General features: G+C 51.3%; 21 protein-coding genes. 15 read left to right on the top strand and 6 right to left on the bottom strand.

Annotated features, from left to right (window positions below; translation table 11 throughout):
* The first annotated feature begins 19 nt into the window (after window positions 1–19).
* Complete coding sequence (locus KJS63_RS10720; protein ID WP_068620777.1) at window positions 20–472, top strand: hypothetical protein; 453 nt, start codon at window positions 20–22, stop codon at window positions 470–472.
* Between the two features lie 88 nt (window positions 473–560).
* Here KJS63_RS10720 and KJS63_RS10715 read toward each other — a convergent pair whose 3' ends face one another.
* From KJS63_RS10715 to KJS63_RS10695, 5 genes are all read right to left on the bottom strand, one after another.
* The gene (locus KJS63_RS10715) at window positions 561–875 is read right to left on the bottom strand and encodes an antibiotic biosynthesis monooxygenase (protein WP_213619132.1); all 315 of its coding nucleotides are present in this window, start codon (window positions 873–875) and stop codon (window positions 561–563) included.
* A 29-nt stretch (window positions 876–904) separates the two neighbouring features.
* Window positions 905–1,744, bottom strand: coding sequence for a DUF4097 family beta strand repeat-containing protein (locus KJS63_RS10710; protein ID WP_213619131.1), 840 nt, complete (start codon window positions 1,742–1,744; stop codon window positions 905–907).
* A 2-nt stretch (window positions 1,745–1,746) separates the two neighbouring features.
* Entirely contained in the window at window positions 1,747–2,343 is a 597-nt protein-coding gene (locus KJS63_RS10705; RefSeq protein ID WP_213619130.1) for a DUF1700 domain-containing protein, read from the bottom strand.
* The gene (locus KJS63_RS10700; RefSeq protein WP_068620769.1) at window positions 2,340–2,666 is read right to left on the bottom strand and encodes a PadR family transcriptional regulator; all 327 of its coding nucleotides are present in this window, start codon (window positions 2,664–2,666) and stop codon (window positions 2,340–2,342) included. Before KJS63_RS10700 ends, KJS63_RS10705 begins: the two co-directional genes overlap by 4 nt.
* 382 nt (window positions 2,667–3,048) lie before the next feature.
* Window positions 3,049–4,599: an FAD-dependent oxidoreductase gene (locus tag KJS63_RS10695; protein WP_213619129.1), complete on the bottom strand. Its 1,551-nt coding sequence runs from the start codon at window positions 4,597–4,599 to the stop codon at window positions 3,049–3,051.
* A gap of 177 nt (window positions 4,600–4,776) precedes the next feature.
* On the opposite strand from KJS63_RS10695, the gene KJS63_RS10690 reads away from it, so the two are divergent.
* From KJS63_RS10690 to KJS63_RS10640, 11 genes are all read left to right on the top strand, one after another.
* Window positions 4,777–5,166: a Fur family transcriptional regulator gene (locus KJS63_RS10690; RefSeq protein WP_068622567.1), complete on the top strand. Its 390-nt coding sequence runs from the start codon at window positions 4,777–4,779 to the stop codon at window positions 5,164–5,166.
* Window positions 5,148–5,900, top strand: coding sequence for a response regulator transcription factor (locus tag KJS63_RS10685; RefSeq protein WP_244862567.1), 753 nt, complete (start codon window positions 5,148–5,150; stop codon window positions 5,898–5,900). Before KJS63_RS10690 ends, KJS63_RS10685 begins: the two co-directional genes overlap by 19 nt.
* Window positions 5,901–6,137: 237 nt before the next feature.
* Complete coding sequence (locus KJS63_RS10680; protein WP_244862596.1) at window positions 6,138–8,210, top strand: methyl-accepting chemotaxis protein; 2,073 nt, start codon at window positions 6,138–6,140, stop codon at window positions 8,208–8,210.
* Window positions 8,211–8,471: 261 nt separating this feature from the next.
* Window positions 8,472–9,305: a uroporphyrinogen-III synthase gene (locus KJS63_RS10675; RefSeq protein ID WP_213619125.1), complete on the top strand. Its 834-nt coding sequence runs from the start codon at window positions 8,472–8,474 to the stop codon at window positions 9,303–9,305.
* Between the two features lie 63 nt (window positions 9,306–9,368).
* Entirely contained in the window at window positions 9,369–10,007 is a 639-nt protein-coding gene (locus tag KJS63_RS10670; protein ID WP_213619123.1) for a ThuA domain-containing protein, read from the top strand.
* A 172-nt stretch (window positions 10,008–10,179) separates the two neighbouring features.
* Complete coding sequence (locus KJS63_RS10665) at window positions 10,180–11,643, top strand: DEAD/DEAH box helicase (protein WP_213619122.1); 1,464 nt, start codon at window positions 10,180–10,182, stop codon at window positions 11,641–11,643.
* Between the two features lie 233 nt (window positions 11,644–11,876).
* Window positions 11,877–12,776, top strand: a complete 900-nt coding sequence (locus KJS63_RS10660) for a M15 family metallopeptidase (RefSeq protein ID WP_213619121.1) — start codon at window positions 11,877–11,879, stop codon at window positions 12,774–12,776.
* Window positions 12,777–12,867: 91 nt separating this feature from the next.
* On the top strand, window positions 12,868–13,212 hold the full coding sequence (locus KJS63_RS10655; RefSeq protein WP_213619119.1) for a DUF3243 domain-containing protein: 345 nt from the start codon (window positions 12,868–12,870) through the stop codon (window positions 13,210–13,212).
* Between the two features lie 344 nt (window positions 13,213–13,556).
* Complete coding sequence (locus KJS63_RS10650; protein ID WP_213619569.1) at window positions 13,557–14,423, top strand: ABC transporter ATP-binding protein; 867 nt, start codon at window positions 13,557–13,559, stop codon at window positions 14,421–14,423.
* Window positions 14,424–14,459: 36 nt separating this feature from the next.
* Window positions 14,460–15,260 (top strand): (2Fe-2S)-binding protein, encoded by an 801-nt coding sequence (locus KJS63_RS10645; RefSeq protein ID WP_213619118.1) that lies wholly within the window; start codon window positions 14,460–14,462, stop codon window positions 15,258–15,260.
* A 234-nt stretch (window positions 15,261–15,494) separates the two neighbouring features.
* Window positions 15,495–15,905, top strand: coding sequence for a YjdF family protein (locus KJS63_RS10640; protein WP_213619116.1), 411 nt, complete (start codon window positions 15,495–15,497; stop codon window positions 15,903–15,905).
* 143 nt (window positions 15,906–16,048) lie between these two features.
* Here the strand turns inward: KJS63_RS10640 and KJS63_RS10635 are convergent, their stop codons facing one another.
* Window positions 16,049–16,699, bottom strand: coding sequence for an SDR family oxidoreductase (locus tag KJS63_RS10635; protein ID WP_213619115.1), 651 nt, complete (start codon window positions 16,697–16,699; stop codon window positions 16,049–16,051).
* A 536-nt stretch (window positions 16,700–17,235) separates the two neighbouring features.
* Between KJS63_RS10635 and KJS63_RS10630 the strand changes: the two genes are divergently transcribed.
* The 3 genes from KJS63_RS10630 (at window position 17,236) to KJS63_RS10620 (ending at window position 22,271) form a co-directional block, all read left to right on the top strand.
* Window positions 17,236–18,597: an FAD-dependent oxidoreductase gene (locus KJS63_RS10630; RefSeq protein WP_213619113.1), complete on the top strand. Its 1,362-nt coding sequence runs from the start codon at window positions 17,236–17,238 to the stop codon at window positions 18,595–18,597.
* Between the two features lie 496 nt (window positions 18,598–19,093).
* Window positions 19,094–19,927 (top strand): formate/nitrite transporter family protein, encoded by an 834-nt coding sequence (locus KJS63_RS10625; protein ID WP_068620744.1) that lies wholly within the window; start codon window positions 19,094–19,096, stop codon window positions 19,925–19,927.
* Between the two features lie 265 nt (window positions 19,928–20,192).
* A complete protein-coding gene (locus KJS63_RS10620; RefSeq protein WP_213619112.1) occupies window positions 20,193–22,271 on the top strand; it encodes a molybdopterin-containing oxidoreductase family protein in 2,079 nt (692 codons plus the stop codon).
* Window positions 22,272–22,445 lie beyond the last annotated feature (174 nt).

Genomic DNA, 22,445 nt, shown 5'->3' with positions numbered 1-22,445 from the left:
AAGAAATAAGGGGAGTAAATTGGATAGAACCATAGCAAAGCAAATTTTTGATGATTTGGTGGAGCAAACGGGCAGTCAAGTTACCGTGAACATTCGGAGCCGGTTTCCAGGCGGACGCAATGTAGGCGGCAAATATAGCATGAACGAGCACAAGGTCACCATGTACCTTGGCGAAATCCGTAAGCAGTGTCTGAACATATTCGGGACGCTTGACCGGTATGAGGAGGTGCTCCGCATTGTGTTTGCCCATGAACTGGGCCACGCGGCGGATGCTGAGCTGGCGGGACTATCTGACCAGCTGGATACGTGCGAGAATGAGCTTGAGCGGAAGAAGCTGGCTTTGTTGATCGAGGAGAATGCCTGGAACTATGCGGTGAAGGTCCTACCTGATGCCGACCAAGGTATACTGCAGACCATGATTTATGTGTCTTTGCAGGCTTATCGTGACGCTATCGCACAAGAGATTGCCTAAGTTGCACCTTATATAGATGCGGACATATATGCAGAAACCAAAAGAGGACGCCTGGGGCGTCCTCTTTTTGATAGGAACATTACTTCAATTATTCGGGCTTGTGGCTGACTACAAGCTCATATTGGTCCAGGGAAGCGCCGAGCATATATTCTCTAGCCTCTCCCGCACCCCGGTGGGATTCTCGGAAGGCCTCGCTGGAGGTCCAACCCTTGAATGAAGCTTCATCCTCCCATAAAGTGGTCACTTTCACCTCTTCGGCCCCATCTTTGGGGCTTTGGCTGAGCCATACTTCAAGCCGTAGGAACCCCGGCATGGATTTGACTGCTCCGGCTGTGGTGAACCGGTCCGCCACCTGGCGTCCGAAGCCTTCCTTCACTTTGATAGAGTTCGTTACAACGAGCATTTAGCGTTTCCTCCTTCACGTCAGTTTAACTACTCGATGTCAATGCTCCCGGATTCGGTGCGGGCTTTGATGACATCTGATGAAGTCTTCGGCGAATCAGGAATCTTCACACTCCCTGAATCAGCCTGGGCGTCGTAGAAGCCTTGGAAATCCGGATTCGCCTTAACTTTAATACTGCCTGATTGTGCGCTTAAGTCAAGCTGGGTCGAATTCTGGTCAGCGATTCGGATGCTGCCGGATTCCGCCTTGATGCTTCCGTTGCCGTCAAGGTGTTCAATTTTAACTCCACCCGACTGGGTGGACAAATCCACATCGGCTTGGATGGTCCCCGCTGTAATGCTGCCGGATTCAATCTCCACTTTTAACTGCCTTGCTTTTACGGAATCCAGATCGACATGGCCAGAGCTGCTGGAAATCTCAACCTGTTCCGCCTGAATTCCCTTGAACTCCCCGCTTGAAGAATCCAGGTCGAATTTGATCTGCTCCAGTTCGGACGGCTGCGCCAGGGCAATGGTCATGTGCTGTCTGGTTGATTGGAAATTAAAATTAAAAAATTGAAACTCGGGCTTCGTAGAGAGATCCAGCGCAAGCTTGCCGCCGGAGAGCTTTACCTGATTGACCCGGTCTATAGTATCCTGCTCCAAGTTCCCCGAGATTTCCACATAATTAGTGCCATCAGAGCTCTCTACGAACTCGGCTTCAATGGTATGCTCGCTGTTAACGAAAAGATCTTTAAGCTCCCCGGCTTCAAAAGTCCATTTCTTGCTGTATGAAGGGAGTTCGTCTCCAAAGGCGAATTTGTGGGCGGCCATTCCGCCAGCACCGATAATAATAAGCAGGATGGCAAGTACAACTGCGTACTTTTTCATGGTTAAGCATCTCCTTTAGCGATTTGATGGTTCCAGCTGAAATACTTTTGTGTGGATATCAGCACTGCTCTGAACAGGCCCTTGGAGGCCAGGGCAAGCAGAATGCCAATACCAACCATAAATACGCTTGCGAACCACTTCGCTGTGGAGACCTCGTTGTACAGCATATCCATAGTGAGAAGCACAGGGCTTGCGATGCATGCAACAGCTCCAATGGTTATCGCAGCGGCAAATGTCCAGAAGGCCAGCATTAAAGGTGCAAGCACGAGATTTATGAAGAACATGCCGATAATGACAAAGGTCTGGGCCGTGGCTCCTCTTCTCCTGCGGGCTGGTGCCGGCGGAGCACTGGCTTCGGGCCGTCTGCTCGGATCGTGATACCAATAGACCGGCTCGCGTGATGTGAACCGCTCCCCAAGAGCTTCCTTGGCGAGCTCATGCGGATCACCCAGCTCATGTACGATCTCTTCCTCTGTCTTGCCATTTTGTTTGCCGAAGGCAAAATGGGCTTCGTAGTCCTCAAGCAGCTCCAGCTTCTCTTCGGGTGGAAGCTGGGACAGCTGTGTGTTCAGCAAAGTTAGAAACTCGTTCTTGTTCATAGTATTGGCCCTCTCTCGATTAATCTTGATACGCTGTATACAAATTGCTTCCATTCGGTGATCAGCTTCTTCATATGGGCTTTTCCTGATTCGGTAAGCTTATAGTACTTCCGGGGAGGCCCTCCGGTAGATTCCTGAAGGTAGGTCGTGCAGTATCCTTCATTGACCAGCCTGCGAAGCAGCGGGTATAGAGCACCCTCGGCAACTTCAATATGCTCGGATACGGACTGGGCTAACTCGTAGCCGTAGCGGTCACGCTCGTGAATGAGCACGAGAACGCACAGCTCCAGCGCCCCTTTCTTGAATTGGATGCTGATATCCAAGGGACATCCCTCATTTTCATTTCATTTTCACTTAAGGTGTAATCCTTAGTACTGAGTATTGATCAGTATGTGAGGTAAATGTTACCATGCACTACTGAATAATGCAATATAGTGAATATAATTTAATAAATATGTAAGAAAAGGGCGGCAGATAAAAGAGTCGGATGAAAAATATAAAATGACGCACATAACAGGGAAGAAAGCCTGTTTCTGTGCGCCATTTTCAAAGCCTGTATGTTAACTCCGGTTCAGCTAAATCACTTTATTTTTAATCAATGGGATGTCCCGGTTACCTGGCACAGGAGAGGGGAGCTTAAAGTAATCATATTTCTGCAGGTTGTCTTCTTAATCCTAAACTCCAGATTTGTCTATAGGTGGAACGTTATTGATGGGAATCGAGCGACTTGAGTGGTTCCTTGGCAGGGCCTTCGATTACAGCCCCCTTATGGTCAAAGCGGGAGCCGTGACATGGACAATCCCAAGTTCGTTCCCCCTCGTTCCAGGAAACCTCACAGCCCATATGGGTGCAGGTTGAATCGACAACGTAGAGCGTACCATCCTTATCCCTGTAGGCGGCCGCCTTTTGACCCAGATGGCGTACAATACTTCCCTCGTCATTCTGAAGGTCCTGAGCTTTCCGGTGTACGATATCGACTTTGCCGGCAATCAGCTCTTTCGCAACGTTGGAGTTCTCCACGATTAAATTCTTGATGCCCGGGTTTGCTTTAAAGCGTGAAGGACTAAACAATTCAGCATATCTGTTCTCCCGTCCGAGGATGAGATCCCGGTTGATCAGGGCGGACAGGGTCCCATTGGTCATTCCCCACTTGCCAAAGCCCGTGGCCACATAGATATTCGGATGCCAGCCATTTAACCGTCCGATATAGGGAACATTATCCACTGTGATCAAATCCTGAGCGGACCAGCGGTAAGGAATCCGCTTGGCTCCAAGCAGTTCGCCTCCGAACTGCTCAAGACGCTCGTAGTACTGGATCGTACAGATGCCTTGTCCTGTCTTATGTCCTTCCCCGCCAACCAGGATTACTTCTTTACCGTCCAGCTTGGCGGAGCGAAGAGACCGGGAAGGAGTACCCGCGTTGATATACATGCCGCCAGAATAGGAGGTTTCGGGTTCTATGGCAACCACATAGGAACGATCCGCATGAAGCCGCGCGAAGAAGAGGCCCTCTTTATCACAGAAGGGGAAATGGGTGGCGGCTACTGCGTGATTGCATTTGATCGTATACCCTTCCGAGGTATTCAAGTGAAGAACACCGCTTTCTTCCTCAATCTGCCCATCCAAAGTAGTCTGCTCGTAAATAGCACCGCCCTGCTTCTCAATAAACTCAAGCATAAAGCGCAGATATTGCAGCGGGTGGAATTGGGCTTGATTAGAGACCTTGATCGCCCCGTGTACCGTAAGCGGAACGGGTATGGATTCCACCCATTCCCCAGGAATGCCCAGTTTCTCATAGGCCTCCCATTCCTTTTGCAGCTTGCCAAGGGATTCCTCGGATTCTGCATAGAGGTAGGCATCCTGCTTTTCAAGCTGACAATCAATTCCATGCTCGGTTACGGTCTGCCGTATAAATTCCAGCGCCTCATAATTGCCGTCATGATACAGCCTGGCTTGTTCCTCACCAAAGTGGCTGATCAACTTATCGTAAAACACTCCATGCTGGGTGGTGATTTTGGCGGTTGTATAGCCGGTTGTTCCTTCCAGCACACGATTCATCTCTACGAGCGCAACCTTCAGGCCTTCCTTGGCTAGCAGGTAGGCGGTAGTAATTCCGGAAATACCGGCACCAATAATGGCAACATCGGTATATATCGTCTCCTTGAGCTTATCGTAGGTTGGAAGCTGTGCAGTACTTCTCCACATGGACTCCGGGAACCTTGGGAGCTCGCTGTGCGGGGGGATTGAGCTGTTCATTTTAGTTACCTCCTGCTTTCACTTAGGGTTATGTTCATTTATTACCATTTTCAGGCTGTTAGAAACCATCAGCAGTCTAGAGGGGGAGGCATGGGAGCAGGAACGGGCGCAGAGTTGACAACAATCATATTTATATTTATACTTATTCTAAATACAACTGAAGGAATGAGTAGAATTATGAAGTCTTTGAATCTAACTACACAGCGTAAGGCTGTTTATGACGTGGTACGCAACTCGAACGATCATCCTACAGCGGCTGAAGTCATGAACCGGCTGGTGGAGCAGGGGCATAATTTCGCTTATGGGACCGTATATAATTCACTGAGATATTTAACGGATAAAGAGATGATCCGTGAGCTTAAGCTTGGGGAGGCAGCCAGCCGTTATGATGCCAAGCTGGATGATCACCAGCATATTCTATGCGAGGTATGCGGCCGTGTGGATGAAGTGATGTCACAAGTGCCTGAAGAGTGGAGTGCAGCTGTGGCCAAGGAGACAGGCTATGATGTTCATCATGCTCATGTCGTATTCGGGGGAGTGTGTTCTAAGTGTCTGCAGAAGAAGTAAATACATTTGAGCCTGTTATGCAGCCGGATTTCTGTCCGGTTACCCAGCGGGTCATTGTAGTTAGTCCGCTTCCGAGGGGACTTCATGAGCTTGTACGTGATTTGTCGGACGGCTGCTTTGATGTGATGGTGTTCCACCATCTGGAGCAGGGAATTCGCAACGCCCAATCGGCCGACCTGCTGATTCTGGATCTAACCTCCTATCGGGAGCACGAAGAAGAGGTGGCTCTTCAGACTCTGCTGATGCAGGAGACCGGCGGGGTTCCTGTGCTGCTGCTGATTAAGGAGTCCATGCTCGGACGTATGGACGAACGCCTCCGCCAGCAGGAGCTCGTGGTCTGGCCCGCAAGGCCCCAAGAGGTTCTGTACCATGCCCAGCGGATTATTCGGAGCAGCAATAAGAAGGCTCCTGCCTCCTTATTGCTGAGCGGGACATCTCCCGCGATCTTCAAGGATTTGTGGATTGACCGCAAGAAGATGTCTGTCTATCGGAACGGGGCCCGCATCGAGCTAACGAAGACGGAATATGATCTGCTGCTGAAGCTGCTATTGAGTGACGGGGCGGTACTGACCCGTGAGGATTTGCTCAGTGATATCTGGGATACGTCCTTCTTGGGAGGCAGCAATGTGGTGGATGTGCATATCAAGAGCTTAAGGAGAAAGCTTGGAGACCGGGCATCCAATCCGACTTACATTGCTACCGTACGTGGGGTTGGCTACCGGATGGCTGATTAAGGGAAACATCACATGGGTATGGGGAAACCGTTTGTCAGGAAATGAATGCAAGGGTCTGGAAAGGCAACCCATCGTTAATGGGAGATTTGTCTTAGAGCCAAAGACCTAAAAAATTCATCTGACTAAGCGGTTTTTTTGTCTTAGTTGTCAACTTTTAATGATAAAATGCCGATATCAAATGGGGATACACTGATTAATGGGAAGTTATGAATAAAAATAGGGGGAGTTTCTTTGGATATGGGAGAAGTGGCAGAGCTAGAGACAAATAATAAGACAGAGCCAACTGGGACAACTGAGAGAGAGAACAAGCGAGGTAAGAATAAAAACAGGAATAAAGGCCGATTCACGATCCGCAAGCGGCTGATTATTGCCTTTACCGGGATTCTTCTAATTCCAAGCATTGTTATCGGCGCTGTTATATTCTTCACCTCTTCGCAATCCATCATTTCAGAGGTTACCAGTAACTCGAAAGAAATGGTCAAGCAGGTTAACGGCATCATTGACGATAAGATATCCAATAAGATGCTGAATGTGGAGTACTTGGGCAGACAGGTTACCAGTCAAATGTTGGGACCTGAAGCCAGACCGCAGCTGGTTGGAATCCTGGATAACTATATGGGACTTAATTCCGACGTGGATAACGTCTTCATCGCTACAGCTAAGGGAGATATTATTCAGGCTACGGATGGGAAGATGAAAGATTCTCCAGCCGAGGTTCAGAAGAGCACCTGGTTCACCGATGCTATGACAACGGCCGATACAACTTTTGTAAGTCCGGTAGTTATTAATCGTGAGAAGCTGCCTGTAATTTACATAACCCGTCAGTTGAAAGAAGGGGCCGGAGTCCTTGGGCTTACGCTTAATCTGCAAGTTCTCCAGCGTTCCGTGTCTGTTAAGCTGGGGGATACCGGATATATCATGGTGCTGGATAATAAGAGGCAGTACGTTGTTAACCCGAATGCCAAGCAGGGGACAGTGGCCGCAGACAACTATGTGAATGACATCTTTAAGACGGATGGGAACTTGACCGAGCTGAGTTACACGGAAAAGGGCACGGCCTTAAATATCCAAACCGTGGAGAACGTCTCAACCGGCTGGCGAATTGCGGCGGTCAGAAATCAGATCGATATTAACAACCAGGCTGCGACCAGTTTCTATGTATCTATCGGTGTGCTCGTCGGGGCCCTTGCCCTTGGTGCTATTGTGATTGTGTTTATCATCCGGTCGATCGTTGGACCGATTCGTAAGCTGCAGCAGGAGACGGAAAGCGTCAGCCAGGGTGATTTAACGTCGGAAATCGAAGCTGTGCGCAACGATGAAATTGGCGATCTAGCGGCTAACTTCTCGCTCATGGTGCAGAATTTACGTGAAATGATTGTGAATGTCCAACGGACCACGAATAATGTAAGCACCTCTGCCGAGGCGCTCTCCTTGGGTGCAGAGCAGACCACAAACGCCATCGAGCATGTAACTGTCACGATCCAGGAAGTTGCCTCAGGCAGCGAACGTCAGCTGCAGAGCGTGGAAGTTGGTTCGGAGAGTATTGAAGATATGACGGGTAAGGTTGTTGTCATGTCAGATAATTTGAAGAATGTGACCGGCCGGATGAGTCAGACGATCCAAGTGGCCGAGGATGGGAATACTTCCGTCCTCAGTGTAGTGGAGAAGATTGAGAACATCAATCAGACGGTGGAGGAACTGAGTCAGGTTATCCATACTCTGAATGGCCATACCGAGCATATTGGAGGCATTGTCACAGTGATCACGGACATTGCCCAGCAGACGAATCTGCTTGCCCTTAACGCCTCCATTGAGGCCGCTAGAGCAGGGGAGCATGGCCGTGGATTCGCCGTTGTCGCCGAGGAAGTCCGTAAGCTGGCTTCAGATTCGGAGCAATCGGCCCATCAGATCGGAGATTTAATCCAAGGTATCCAGGGTGAAGTGAAACGGGCTATGACCTCCATGGAACAGGCGGTTCAGCGTGTGGAAGAGGGGATTCTAGCTGTGGACTCCACGGGAAGATCCTTCTCGCGTATCCGCAAAGCCGTTAAGGAAGTGGCGGCGAAAGTGGATGAAGTCACTTCGGCGGCTGTACAGTTAGCCGAGGGGGCAGAGACCGTTAACGCTACAATCACCGAGATACGCCGGATTTCTGAGGAATCCGCGGGAAGCACCCAGACCATCTCAGCTGCTGCTGAAGAACAGCTTGCTTCTGTAGAGGAAATTGCCTCGTCTTCCGCAGATCTCAGCCGGATGGCAGATGAACTGCAGGGGCTGGTTGGAAAGTTCAAAATTCCCCAGTCTGAATAAGCTGTGCCCAGGCTGGGCTTTGGGCCACGCATTAAACTGGGTTCAGTTGATTTAGAACAGAGTAGGTTTATCATAAATGCAATCAGGTCAGCCGGGATGTCCGGCTGGCTTTTTTTCATGAATGAAGTTGGCCAGCATATGATTTTTAAAAGTCAGAAAAAGCGGAAAGAATACCATGGAACGATTTACAACCCTCCCGCTCTCGTATAAGCTGTTAGCAGAAGACAGAGCGGCAGATGCGGCTTTCATGGGGGGAGTACGATGGCAAGAAGACTTGAAGGCAAGAGGATTGCCCTTACCGGTCCGAGAAAGGCACAGGACCTCAGTAAGCTGGTGGAGAACATGGGCGGGATTCCACTGCTCCGGCCGGCCCAGGGAACGGTGTTCCTGGACGATATGAACCTAAGGAATGGGCTGGTGGCTTGGGTGAATCAGCGGCCCGACTGGTCTGTATTCACTACCGGCGTAGGACTGGATGCCTTGTTTGAAATGGCTGAAGATATGGGGATTGCTGAAGCATACTGGGACCTCCTGCGTGAGACTTCGATCGCCGCGAGAGGATATAAGACGGTGAATAATCTTAGGAAACGTCAGCTTGAGCCGCTGGTCCGGGACGATGATGGAAGCACGGAAGGCCTGATTCGGGCCTTTGCGGGGCATGACCTTAAAGGCCGAAGCGTTATGATTCAGCTGCACGGGGACCCTGCGCCAAGGCTTGTGGAATGGCTTGAGCAGCAGGGGGCTAAGACGCAGCAGATTCTGCCTTACCGTCACATCCCGCCTGCAGAGGAGCAGCTGGATCAGCTGTTGTCCGATCTGCTTGGCGGTCATATCGACGCGGTCACCTTCACCAGTACGCCGCAGGTGAGATTCCTGATGGAATATGCTGATAAGCTCGGCAAGCTGTCAGAACTGATCGGGGTGCTCAGTGGACCAGTGGTGGCTGTGGCAGTTGGCAAGGTTACCGCCCAGGGGCTGGTCGAGTCGGGAATCCCACGTATCATCGCTCCGCGCGAGGAGCGCATGGGGAGCATGATGGTGGAGCTTGCCCGCTATTATGCCGGTGAGAGTGAGCCCTTTCAGGCGGATCACTGAAATGCCACACCTGAACGATTCCTAATGAATACCGGGTATCTCCCGGCCACAGGAGGAGATTTGATGAATAAGAAGAAGGCTCTACTGATTGGGGATTATACTCATCCCAAGTTCCATCCTCTACAGGGGGTGGATGCGGAGATCACCCACGCGCTGCAGGATTATTTAACAGTCCAGTGCAGTGAGAATAACCATATGTTCGAATATAATAACTTGGGCGCATTTGATCTGTGTATCTCCTACCGGGACAGCTGGACGGAGAAGCTGTCCCCCAAGCAGACCGGTGGCCTGCTTGCTTTTGTCAGCGGGGGCGGGGGATTGCTTGTGCTGCATAACGGCATTGTGCTGGGCAACAGGTATGAAATTGCCCAATTGATTGGGGCGAAGCATTCGGTGCAGCCTACCAGACAGACGCTGGAGCTCCGGGTAACGGAACCCGGACATGATATTACGGAGGGCGTAGGCACGTTTCAGATGGAGGAGGAGCCCTACCGTTTCGAATTTGACCCGTTCACAGAGAAGACAATTCTCATGGAATACAATATGGACGGAGAATGGCATCCTGCTGCGTGGGCTCACTCTTATGGGCTTGGACGGGTGGTGTATCTGATGCCGGGCAATGATCAGCCGGCGTTTCAGCATCCAGTGTACCGCAAGCTGCTGCTCCAGGCTGCCAAATGGGCGGCACGGGTATCCGGCTAACGTCGGACTGAACCACTTGGTTCCGGTGTAAGAAACAGGTAAACATGTTATACTGTAAAATGTATAGAGGCCGGAACGCCGACATGAGGCGTAACGGTCTTTTGTTTGTAGAGGAAATGTCTGGTACAATGTCCGTGCAACGCGGATTATTCGAGCTATGAGGTGAATTCATTTGACAACTTTTCAAGATTGGGGCTTTTTGCCCGCTTTTTATGATATTTTGCGTGATCAGGGAATCGTAAACCCAACCCCTGTTCAGGAAGCTGCAATTCCTAAGCTGCTGGAGGGACATGATCTGATTGCCCAGGCGCAGACAGGAACGGGCAAGACGCTTGCTTTCCTGCTTCCGATCATGCAGAAGATCCGCCCGGATGTCGAAAGCGCCCAGGCACTCGTCATCACACCGACAAGGGAGCTTGCCATCCAGATCACGGCTGAGGCCAGAAAGCTTGCCGCAGCGAGAGAGGGCGTGTCCGTTCTTGCGGCATACGGCGGGCAGGATGTGGAGCGTCAGCTCCGCAAGCTGCAGGGCGGCAGCCAGCTTGTCATTGGCACACCGGGGCGGCTGCTGGATCATATGCGGCGCGGCTCTCTCCAGCTGGGCAAGGTACGGATGTTGGTGCTCGACGAAGCGGATCAGATGCTGCACATGGGATTCTTCGAAGAGGTGGAGTCGATTATCCGCTCTATCCCACGCAGCCGCCAGACGATGTTGTTCTCGGCGACCATGCCGGAGAAGGTTCGCAATCTCGCGAAGACTTACATGAAGCAGCCTCAGGACGTGCGGATTTCCACGAAATCTGAAATTCCCCGCGAGCAGATCCGCCAGCTCGTCATCGAATGTACGGACGCTTCGCGAGAGCGTGCCCTTCTGGACATGATGGAGCGGGATATGCCTTATCTCGGCGTGATTTTCTGCCGTACGAAGGTAAGGGCGAAGCAGCTTAACCAGTCGCTGCAGGAGAAAGGGTATATGTCGGGGGAACTGCACGGTGATCTGTCCCAGGCGAAGCGGGAGCAGGTGATGCGTTCTTTCCGGAAGGCGAAGCTGCAGTTCCTGATTGCGACTGACGTAGCCGCGCGCGGTATTGATGTGGAAGGGATCACGCACGTGTATAATTATGACGTGCCGCTCGACCATGAAAGCTACATCCACCGGATTGGACGGACAGGCCGGGCTGGCGAGAAGGGGCTGGCGGTTACCTTTGCCGCTCCGAACGACATGCCCGAGCTCCGGAATATTGAGCGCGGCATAGGGCAGAAGATTGCCCGGGAGCGTTATGAGGCTTCCAGCCACTCCTTTGCCCCGGTGAAGAATTCCTCCGTCAGCCACGAGGAGGGTGGCCGCCGGGCCAAGGGCGATGGCGGCCAGGGCCAAGGCCCAGGCGCCTCCCGCCGCGGGGAGCGCAGCTCCAGCCGCAGCGGCGGGCGTGAGCGCACCGGGGGCCGGGGCGACCGTGCCGCCGGCTCCCGTGCAAGCAGCGGCCGCGCCGGATCATCCGGCGGCCGCAGAGGCTCCTCCGGCGCGGGCGGCTCGCAGCCGCGCCAAGGGGGGGCAGGCCGCTCGCAGGGCCAGAGCGGCCGCGGCGGTTCAGGCGGCAGCCGTGACCGCAGCCGCCGGGGCGGCAAGCGGTAGGCGGCATAGAGCCGCCTGCCGCTTGAAAGCCGGCCCTGGGTATCTTCCGGGCCGGTTATAATACAGCTTTAAGGGGCGTGGGTCTAGAAGCACTTGAACACGCCCCATTCAGGTTACAGCAGCTCCGGCGGTTACAATGCCGGAGCCTTTCTGTAACTTTTTGAACGTTATCATAGTCTATTATTTATATGAAATACAGACATGGACAGGTCACGAGGAGGAGCCAGGAACGGATGAAGAATAACAATAACAAAGAATCATTACAGCTGCAGGCAGCCAAGCGCCCTTGGGCGAGAATTACAGCGGTGTCTGCTGTGCTGCTCATTGCGGTGTCTATGTTCACAGCTTGTGGAACCAAAGATAACGCTGTTCAGACAAGTGGAAATACTTCTGCCGGACAGAAGGACTCAACCAAAGGTCAGATTACAGAGCCGGGAGTGGCTACCCCTGAATCTTCAGACAAGGAATCGGGAACAACTAAGGAGCAGTCAGGAGACACAGGCAAGACTGGGGAGAAAGGCAAAACTGCCCAAGAAGCCTCGGCTGATCCAGAGAGCGAGGCTGTTCTGGTGAACAAGCAGTTCGGTCTGCCGGACGGCTATGAACCGAAGGATCTCGTATATCCTAACGTTCCGTTTACCTTCAGCGAGAAGATTGATAAACGAAAAATGCGTAAAGAGGCTGCAGAGGCCCTTGAGAAGATGTTTGACGGGGCCAAGAAGGATGGTATCTACCTGGCGGGAGTGTCCGCTTACCGGTCCAAGAAGACCCAAACGGCTTTATTCAACCGCTATGTCAAGAAGGACGGGCTGGAGAAAGCCAAAACTTACAGTGCGGTTCCCGGATACAGCGAGCACCAGACCGGCCTTGCGATTGATGTGTCGGGCAGTGATGGCAAGTGTGCGGCGGAGTCCTGCTTTGGGGGAACCCCGGAAGCAGATTGGCTCAAGAAGTATGCTCATGAGTACGGCTTTATTATCCGATACCCTGAAGGCAAAGAGTCCATTACAGGGTATAAATATGAGCCTTGGCATATTCGCTATGTAGGCAAGGAGATTGCCGACGAAATAACCAGCAAGGGAATTACGCTGGAGGAATATTACAATGCGGTGGAAGTTACGGGGAAACCTTAGTTTAAGAAGATGATTCATCCATCAAGTGCGGGGGTTATGAGGTATGTACACTTGAACTTCAATCATTCAATCAGCCAAAGGAGGCACTATCATGTCTGAACAAGATCATGTAATTAACAAGGAAGGCGAACTTGAGCTGAATAAGGTCGATGATGCGTTGAACCGTATTGATGGAGAGCAAAAGGATGAGATTTTAAGCAACTTCCAATCTTTTAAAAAATACCTCTCGAACAAGATTGAAATGGCGGAGAACATTGGCTTGAGTGAAGAGACCATGGCGAAGACAGCTGAGAAGATTGCCGGATACCTGGCTGAGCACGAAGAGCCCCGCAACCGTGAAGAGAAGCTTCTTCAGGAGTTGTGGAAGGTAGGCGACCAAGACCAGCGCCATAAGCTGGCACATATGCTTGTTCGTCTGGCGCAGGCCGCCGATTAATACTGAATTGGATAAGCATAAAGGCGGTCTTTCCTGTAAAGGAAGGGCCGTTTTTTTATGGGCAGAGATGAGGTTTTTGCGGGTCATAATTAATGTCTTAATCTCCTTCAACGCCATCACTACATGCAAGCCCAGCATTTCACATACTCAGTTATTGCCCCGGTTTACCAAAACCTCCAACGATATTTCAAGTACTGTCCCTTATACGGATACACATAAAATGAAGATCAGATGAAAAAACAATTGACACTGATAATGATTATCAGTATCTTTAAGAATATAATGATAATGATTATCAATGAATGTTAATAGAATAAGTCATAACTTGGAGAGGGAGATTGACTATGGTATCACTTCAGACCTCACATCTAAATATCGCTTATGAGGACCGCTTAATTGTAGAGGATTTGAACATTGCGATCCCTGATGGGCAGATCACGGCTCTGGTTGGAGCCAACGGATCAGGTAAATCAACGATTCTTAAGACGATGGCCCGGATCATGCAGCCCAAGGGTGGCAGTGTAATTCTGAATGGTAAATCCATTCACAAACAATCCACCCGTGAAGTGGCCAAACAGCTGGCCATTCTGCCACAGAACCCGACTGCACCTGATGGACTGACGGTTTATGAGCTGGTTTCTTACGGCCGCTTTCCTTATCAGAAGGGGTTCGGAAGCCTTAGAAGCGAGGACAAGAGGGTCATTGAATGGGCCATTGAAGCAACAGGTATGGGCCAATTTGCTGACCGGGCGATTGAGCAGCTGTCCGGCGGACAACGTCAGCGGGCGTGGATTGCTATGGCGCTGGCACAGGAGACTGATATCCTATTCCTCGACGAGCCAACGACCTTCCTGGATATGGCCCATCAACTGGAAGTGCTGCATCTGCTTGAGCATTTGAATGCAGAAGCGAACCGGACGATTGTCATGGTGGTCCATGATCTCAACCATGCAGCGCGTTATGCTCACCATGTCATTGCCATTAAGCAGGGTCGTGCTGTGGCGGCAGGCTCTCCGGAGGAAGTGGTCACTCAGGATGTGCTGCGTGAGGTATTCGGTATCGAAGCGGATATTGTTACCGATCCGCGCAGCGGTGTTCCGCTCTGTCTTCCATATGATCTGGCTTCCCGTTCTTCAGCGGAAAACCGCCGCATGAATCAGAATGTGGCGGCTCAGCCTGAGAAGATGATGCTTGCCGCATCTTCCAGATAGAAGCCGTATTCCTTGTTGAAGAGAGGATGGAGTGACGTGAAGCTTGATGCTGATTGGCTTGAGCAGTATGTTCATATTGTGGGAGGGGAGCCAGGCGGTGTTATCACACGTGTATCCGCCTCCGCTTTTCTAGAGGACGACATGGCAGTATCTTTCCTGAGGGAATTTCAGAAGGAGATCACCGGACATGATCTTCAGGTGGCCTCCACCTACTTCATCTCCTCGTGGAGAGCTCTGTGTGCCTTGCAGCAGTATATCGTCACACTGTCGGATACCTGGCTGGATTTCTCCTTGTCCAATATAGAGTTGCTGCTGTGCCGGAAGAATGGGTACCCGGCCATCATGTTTAAGCTGAGCGAGCCTGCTGAGCAGCCTTGGCCTTACCCGCTGCCGCATGAGCGCTTTAGAGAGGATATGATCACCCGGTTTTACAGCGAGACTCTAAGGCCGCTTGCCGAGGTGCTTGCGCGTGTCTCGGGCCTGCCCGCAGCCCAAATTTGGGGACAGCTTCCATTGGGAGTGTCTTACTATGTCAACCTGATCAGTGGCAGATTGGAACGGGAGCCGGATCGCGTTCGGCTCCAGGAAGAATATGAACGTTTGACTGGGGAGCTTCAGCCCTCTGCGTTTGGACTTAGCCTTAACCCTTACCGGATTAAGAAGAAAATGATCGATGACCCTTACCATCCTGGCGGGCAGATGACGATGAAGCCGACCTGCTGTCTGGCGTACCGGACAGATTCGGGCAATGGTTATTGCTATTCCTGCCCAAAGCTAACCCGGCAGCAGCGGGAGGAGAAGGCGGCCGCCATCATGGCTGCTTCCGCATCGAAATAGAAGACCGTTACAGCGCCTGCCGTGCTGTAACGGTCTTTTTTGTGCTGCGTTTATCAATTGCACGTGTTGACTCTTTGTTTTATCATGGGGGTGAGAGCGTAAAAACACAGCCCGGTTGGTAGTCCGGGCGTCCTGCGGATTAGATCGTGTCATCCGTATTCTGTCCGTTATGGATCAGTAACCTTCCCCCCTCGGGATGTCCATCGCTTTCGTATCTTAGAGGGGGTAGTGAGTATGAAGTTAACTGTGTATTATGAAAGTCCGTATTGGGTCGGTGTGGTTCAGGAAGAAGACAAAGGCAGGGTAAAGGCAGCCAGGTATATATTTGGCTCCGAGCCGGCCGATGCTGAAGTGCTTGAGTTTATAACCGGGCAGCTTGCCGCGCTGATGGACTCGATGACAGCCGAGGTGAAGGGCAAGGGCTCCATACCGGGGAAAGTGAACCCCAAGCGGATGCAGAGAATGGCGGCACGCGAAAGCAGGGCTCATGGCGTGTGTACCTATGCTGAGCAGGCCATTAAGCTTCAGATGGAAGAACGGAAGCGGACCCGGCGTATCGCCAGCAAGGCGGAGCGTGAGGAACTGAAGGAACGGAAACGTGAAATCGCCAGGCAAAAGGCTAAAGACAAGCACAGGGGCCATTAATGGCCCCCTGTGCATGCAGGCCGATCGGTGGGATGCGTTGAAGCAGGCTTTTGTGGTCGCGAGATCATTGGATTCATCCATTTCCCGATAAGGCTTTATCTACAAAACAAGCCGTCTTCCCAAGGAAGATCGGCTTATTTTTGTTATTTAGAAGCTGTGCGAAGAGACTGAAGCGCCTCCGCCAGAGGGGTGTCACCCTCTACAAGCTCGAATTCGCACCGCTCTGTTTGGGGGAGTGCCAGAGCAAGCACAGCCGCTTTAGCGACATCATCACGGGAGATTCGGCCTGATCCGGAAAAACCGACGGCTGCGGTCACCCGCCCTGTAGGCGGATCATTAGTGAGGCCGCCTGGCCGGATAATCGTATGGTTCAGCTTGCTTTCCTCCAGCACCCGCTCCGCCCGTCGTTTAGCCATAAGGTAAGGCTTCAGCAGACTTGGCATTTTGTGGGGAGCGAGCGTCCCAAGAGAGCTGATCAGAATGAACCGTTCAATTCCATCCAACATGGATTGCTCAATTAGCCGGACCGTGCCTAGATGATCAACCTCTTCAGGATTGCCTGATGCACCTGCTCCGACCGCACATATTACGGCATCCACGCCTTTCATGCCCTCTGAGAACACCCCGTTCAAATCCCCGATAAAAGGAACGGCTCCCAATTCCTTAATCGCAGCTGCCTGTTCCTCACTCCTCACCAGTCCATGCACCTTGTATCCAGCCTGTACAAGCTCACGCACGATCAGCTGCCCGGTTCCCCCGTGCGCTCCGGCAACAAAAATAGTGCTGTTCTTCATGCCCCGTCCTCCTATTAATGAGATTCACGCGCCCAGATTGATATCAGTATCTCCCTGTATGGTGTATGCAATCCATTACCCGTATAATCCTCCTTTTAAAAGAAATTCAGCCAGGCATAGAGCAGCGGCGGGCCGGGGATGATACAAGTACATCGCATCGAGCTGGTTTTATTCCGTACTAGAAGTGCCTATATAGAAGCCCGGTATGATCAGGGGTGTATCAGGTACCGCAATGACTTTTTTTACAGCCGGGCGAGTCGGAGAACTGCACATAAGAGGACTGCAAGTACCTGCGAGAACAGGGTTTATAGCTGTAAAGTGAAGATTTTTTTAAAAAAGCCAATGCATCATAATTGTGAACATTGTGAGAAAATGCACACAACCTATTGTAATGTGAAAAAAATCACACTATAATAGCGTCATAAGGTGATTTAATTCACAAACAGTATTGAATCAAAAGTGATTGTTTTCACAAGGTTGGAGAATTGGCTTTCTAGATTATAAATAAATGGATACAAATGGAGGAGGAAGAAATCATGAAAGTTGTAGTTATTGGATGTACCCATGCAGGAACCGCTGCTATTGTTAACACTGCCAAGCTGTACCCGGAGGCTGAAATTACGGTGTACGAGCGTAATGATAATATTTCGTTCTTGTCTTGCGGTATTGCTTTATATGTTGGAGGCATGGTTAAAGATCCCCAAGGCCTGTTTTACTCGTCGCCACAACAGCTTGCTGAACTTGGAGTCCATACCAAGATGCTGCATGAAGTAGTGAGTGTGGATACAGAGAATGGTAAGCTTGTAGCACGCAATCTCCGCACCGGAGAAGAATTTGAAGACACATATGATAAGCTTATAATGACTACGGGTTCGTGGCCGATCGTTCCTAAGTTTGAGGGCGGGGAGCTGAACAACATTGTTCTCTCGAAGAACTGGAACCACTCTAACGCGATCATTGAGAAAGCTGAGAAAGCCCGTAACATTGTAGTTGTCGGAGCAGGGTATATCGGGGTGGAGCTTGTTGAAGCGTTCCAGCTGAACGGGAAGCAGGTTACACTGATCGATGCGGAAGACCGCATCCTCAGCAAGTACCTTGATCCTGAGTTCACGGATGCCACCGAGAAGAATCTTCAGGATCACGGTATCCGGTTGGCTTTGAGTGAGAAGGTAACCCGGTTCGAAGGGGAAAATGGCAATGTAAGCCGGGTTATTACGACCAAGGGTGAGTATGACGCTGATTTGGTTATCCTATGCATCGGCTTCCGTCCGAATACGGATTTGCTTAAAGATCAAGTGGAAATGCTGGAGAACGGTGCGATCATTGTGGATGAGTACATGCGGACCAGCAGGGACAATGTCTACGCGGCCGGCGACAGCTGTGCGGTATTCTACAATCCGACAGGACAGCATGCCTACATTCCTCTGGCAACCAATGCCGTACGCATGGGTACCCTCGTTGCCCGCAACCTGGTTGAGCCAACCGTTAAATATATGGGAACCCAAGGAACCTCAGGCATCAAAATCTATGAGGATAACATCGCCGGAACCGGGTTGACTGAAATTGCCGCCAAGGAAGCTGGCCTTGATGTAGAGGCCGTGGTAATCAATGAGAACTATCGCCCTGAGTTCATGCCAACCCACGAGCCGGTGAAGCTGAAGGTGGTTTATGAGAAGGAGACCCGCCGCATATTGGGTGCCCAGCTCATGTCTAAAGCGGATTTGACCCAGTCGATCAATACCATTTCGGTCTGCATTCAGAATCATATGAAGATGGAGGAGCTGGCGTTTATCGATTTCTTCTTCCAGCCTCATTACAACAAGCCGTGGAATTTCCTAAACACCGCAGGTCTTCAGGCGCTGCCGCTTGTACCGTCGAGACAGCCTGCACATGTGTAATCAGCACTGTATCTGAATTGTCAATACTAGTGTCATGTAGTATTATGGGTATAATAACAAGTGTCAAATAGAATGAAATAAGGGACCGGTGGCCGCCGATCCCCTGTACAACAGCTTGAGTGAGGATACTCCTCCGCTTAAAAAGTTACACAGAAGAAGTGACCTGCACGGTTTGCCGACCCAGAGCAGGTCACTTCTTTTTTCGTTCGATGTACGTCAGCAGCGCAATAACAAATGCAGCAAATCCGATAACATCCGCAAAAGAGAAGTTCATACGCCTCACCTCCCTTCTGGAGGAAGAGGCACCCACTCAAGGTGTGTTGTACAAGCCTATTATATCAAACCGTTCCTTAATATGGGACGGTCTTATTTTTATTCCAAGAACTTATGTGAAAAATTTCACTAAATGTGATTTACATTACATTTAGCCGGGAGACCCACGCCCTACAATAGATTTAGAGAGAAAACTCACATAAGGATAAGGAGGCTGACCAATATGGCTTACAATAAACCTGATCAAATTGCGGCCGTTACGGTTCAGAATGGTACACACAAAGCAAACAATCCTCTGCTTACGATGATTATCCTAGGGTTCCTGGCGGGAGCCTTTATCGCAATTGGATTCCTGCTCGATATTCGGGTTATTGCCAGCATGCCCAAGGAATGGGGCAGCTTTGCGAACTTCATCGGCGCTTCGGTGTTCCCTGTTGGCTTGATTCTCGTGCTGCTCGCGGGTGGTGAACTGGTGACCGGGAACATGATGGCGGTATCTCTGGCGGGAATGGCCAGACGAATCACACCCCGGCAGTGGGTGGTGAACATCGCGGTAATTACAATCAGCAATTTCATTGGAGCCTTGTTCGTGGCGTATTTCTTCGGGCATGTGGCTGGATTGACAGAGAGCGGGCCATACCTGGCTAAGACGGTGGAAATGGCAGGACATAAACTGGATGCAAGCTTTGTTCAAGCTTTTGTGTCCGGAATCGGATGCAACTGGCTGGTCGCTATTGCGGTATGGATGTGTTACGGGGCAGACAATATGAGCGGTAAAATAATCGGCATTTGGTTCCCGACCATGAGCTTTGTAGCAATTGGTTTTCAGCACATCGTGGCGAACATGTTCCTGATTCCGGCTGCCATCTTCGCAGGCCATTATAGCTGGGCGCAATACTTTGGCAATTTTGTACCAGTATGGCTTGGTAATCTGGTTGGCGGCGTAGTTTTTGTGGCTGGCGCTTACTATATGGCCTATCTGCGCAAACCCGGCGAGGCGGCTCCTGCCAAACAGGAGGGTGTCACCGGGGAGGTTCTGCACAAGAGTGCCGTGTGACCGTCCTAAAGTAAGCTGGTTGAACTAGGTGAGCTGAGTGAGCGGGACATAAAAAAATTCAGCATACAGCGGGGTTAGGGGGAGTAACCTTGCTTTATGCTGAATTCAGGAGTGTTCTTGAAACAGAGAGATCTGATCAAGAACAGATGCACTTAAGTATCATTACCTCTAGCAGCCCGGGTTGAAACGGGCTGCTTATTATTTTTTTTGCAGTCTGCCGTCTCTCCTTATATGATAGAATGGACCAAGTTGCAATAGGGGAGAGATGAGCTTGATCGAACAGAAGAATGGAATATTCCCCGCTGTGTGTCCGTTGGATTGCCCGGACACCTGCGGGTTATTGTTACATAAAGAGGACGGACGGATTGTTAAGGTAACCGGGAACCCGGAGCATCCCATTACTCAAGGGGCTATTTGTAATAAGGTGCGGAATATGACGGAGAGGATTTATCATCCGGAGCGGGTTCTGTATCCCCTTAAGCGGGTTGGAGCCAAGGGGGAGGGCAAATTTAAGCGGATTAGCTGGGAGGAAGCTGTCAGCGAGATAGCTGCCAGATATAAGCAGCTAATTGCGGACCATGGGTCGGAATCTATCTTGCCTTACAGCTTCTATGGCAACATGGGGATTCTAAGCGTTGATGGTATGGACCGCCGATTCTTCAACCGGCTTGGTGCAGCCCAGCTGCGGCAGGGAATCTGCAACGCGGCGGGAAACACCGGATTCAAGTTCACCATGGGCTTTGGTGGAGGAACCGTTCCGGAAGATGCGGCTGAGGCTGATCTGTTCATCGTATGGGGCGGGAATATCGTCAGCACGAATATGCATATGGTGCCGATTATCGAGAAGGCCCGCAAGCGTGGGGCGAAGCTCGTGGTTATCGATGTGCACAAGAACCGTACAGGGGACCGCGCCGACTGGTTCCTTCCGTTGTATCCGGGAACCGATGCGGCGCTTGCGCTAGGCATGATGCATGTATTGTTTGATCGCGGTCTTGTGAATGAAGAGTTCATGATGAAATACACGCTGGGTCACGAGCAGCTTCGTGAGCACGTCAAGGAATATACTCCAAAGCTGGTATCGTCCATTACCGGTGTGCCCGAGGAGGATATTGTGAAGCTTGCCTTAATGTACGGGCAGACTCCACGGGCTTATATCCACATCGGGAACGGGCTTCAGCATCATGATAACGGCGGCATGACCGTCCGAACCATCACTTGTCTTCCTGCTTTAACCGGGGGCTGGATTGTTAAGGGAAGCGGCGCGTTCAAGACAAATGGCCCTTATGGTAAGGTGAACAGCGCTGCGCTGGAGAGACCGGATTTGCGGCCGAATCCGGATGCGAGAACGGTAAGCATGAACCAGCTGGGTGACGTGCTGCTTCGTCTGGACCCGCCGATCCATGCATTGTTCGTCTACTGCTCTAACCCAGCCGTGGTGGCACCCGAGACCGGAAAGGTGGAGCAGGGTCTGATGCGGGAGGATTTATTTACGGTGGTGCATGACCTATTCATGACGGATACGGCCAAATATGCCGATATCGTGCTGCCGGCAACGTCGTCTTTTGAGAATACAGATTTGTATACTTCTTATTGGCATACGTATGTGCAGCTCCAAGAGCCGGTGATCCCGGCCGTGGGCGAGAGCAAGAGCAATGTGGAGACCTTCCGGCTGCTCGCGGAAGCGATGGGCTTTGAAGAGGAGGCGTTCCGCGAGACCGAGGAGGATATGATCCGGGCCGCTCTGGATTTCGGCAGCAACCCATACCTTAAGGGAGTTACATATGAAGCCCTTCAGGACAAGCGGTTTGTCCAGCTGAATATGGAAGAGAGGGAGCATTATTTGGAGCGCCTTAGCACTCCATCTGGCAAGATTGAACTATATTCAGGCAGGCTTGCCGAGGCAGGTCTCCCGCCGCTTCCAACATATGTGCCTCTGCATGAGGGTTATGACGGGTTGAACAGACCGGGGGACACAGCGGGATATCCGCTTATGTTTATTTCTCCTCCGAACCATAGCTTTCTGAATTCGTCCTTTGGCAATGTGCAGAAGCTGGCTGCCCTGGAGAAGGGTCCTTCCCTGCAAATCCATCCTGTGGATGCCCAGTCCCGGGGGATTGAGGATGGAGATAAGGTAACTGTATGGAATGACCGCGGCAGCTATATTGTCCGGGCTGTCGTTACGGACCGGATGCTTCCGGGTACGGTAGTCAGTCAAGGCTTATGGTGGGAGGCCGAGGGCGGGCGCCAGCGGGCCAATGCCCTTACACCGGACAGACTTGCCGATATGGGGGGCGGGGCCACCTTCTTCTCGACGGTTGTGGAGGTAAGACGCAGCCAAGACTGAATTTCTAGATGTTTGGATCACCTCATTAAAGCGGCAATCGCCCTACTTGCCAAGCCGGCGGAATATAGGGGATACTGGTATTCTGGGCGAAGAATGAAGCAGCTGATTTCATGCGCACTTACAAACTAAGCTTAAGTTAGGGCCCTTCGGGGCTCTTTTTATATGAATACCGGG

Source organism: Paenibacillus sp. J22TS3 (genome assembly GCF_018403205.1).
In the GTDB taxonomy this organism is placed as follows: domain Bacteria; phylum Bacillota; class Bacilli; order Paenibacillales; family Paenibacillaceae; genus Fontibacillus; species Fontibacillus tuaregi.
Note: the sequence above shows the minus strand (reverse complement) of the source record. Positions and strands in the feature narration are given on the sequence as shown.

Coding starts and splice junctions, on each gene's coding strand:
- KJS63_RS10715 (WP_213619132.1), bottom strand. CDS start 875: ATGCTCGTTGTAACGAACTCTATCAAAGTGAAGGAAGGCTTCGGACGC.
- KJS63_RS10710 (WP_213619131.1), bottom strand. CDS start 1,744: ATGAAAAAGTACGCAGTTGTACTTGCCATCCTGCTTATTATTATCGGT.
- KJS63_RS10705 (WP_213619130.1), bottom strand. CDS start 2,343: ATGAACAAGAACGAGTTTCTAACTTTGCTGAACACACAGCTGTCCCAG.
- KJS63_RS10695 (WP_213619129.1), bottom strand. CDS start 4,599: ATGAACAGCTCAATCCCCCCGCACAGCGAGCTCCCAAGGTTCCCGGAG.
- KJS63_RS10690 (WP_068622567.1), top strand. CDS start 4,777: ATGAAGTCTTTGAATCTAACTACACAGCGTAAGGCTGTTTATGACGTG.
- KJS63_RS10680 (WP_244862596.1), top strand. CDS start 6,138: ATGGGAGAAGTGGCAGAGCTAGAGACAAATAATAAGACAGAGCCAACT.
- KJS63_RS10675 (WP_213619125.1), top strand. CDS start 8,472: ATGGCAAGAAGACTTGAAGGCAAGAGGATTGCCCTTACCGGTCCGAGA.
- KJS63_RS10670 (WP_213619123.1), top strand. CDS start 9,369: ATGAATAAGAAGAAGGCTCTACTGATTGGGGATTATACTCATCCCAAG.
- KJS63_RS10660 (WP_213619121.1), top strand. CDS start 11,877: ATGAAGAATAACAATAACAAAGAATCATTACAGCTGCAGGCAGCCAAG.
- KJS63_RS10655 (WP_213619119.1), top strand. CDS start 12,868: ATGTCTGAACAAGATCATGTAATTAACAAGGAAGGCGAACTTGAGCTG.
- KJS63_RS10650 (WP_213619569.1), top strand. CDS start 13,557: ATGGTATCACTTCAGACCTCACATCTAAATATCGCTTATGAGGACCGC.
- KJS63_RS10640 (WP_213619116.1), top strand. CDS start 15,495: ATGAAGTTAACTGTGTATTATGAAAGTCCGTATTGGGTCGGTGTGGTT.
- KJS63_RS10635 (WP_213619115.1), bottom strand. CDS start 16,699: ATGAAGAACAGCACTATTTTTGTTGCCGGAGCGCACGGGGGAACCGGG.
- KJS63_RS10630 (WP_213619113.1), top strand. CDS start 17,236: ATGAAAGTTGTAGTTATTGGATGTACCCATGCAGGAACCGCTGCTATT.
- KJS63_RS10625 (WP_068620744.1), top strand. CDS start 19,094: ATGGCTTACAATAAACCTGATCAAATTGCGGCCGTTACGGTTCAGAAT.
- KJS63_RS10620 (WP_213619112.1), top strand. CDS start 20,193: ATGAGCTTGATCGAACAGAAGAATGGAATATTCCCCGCTGTGTGTCCG.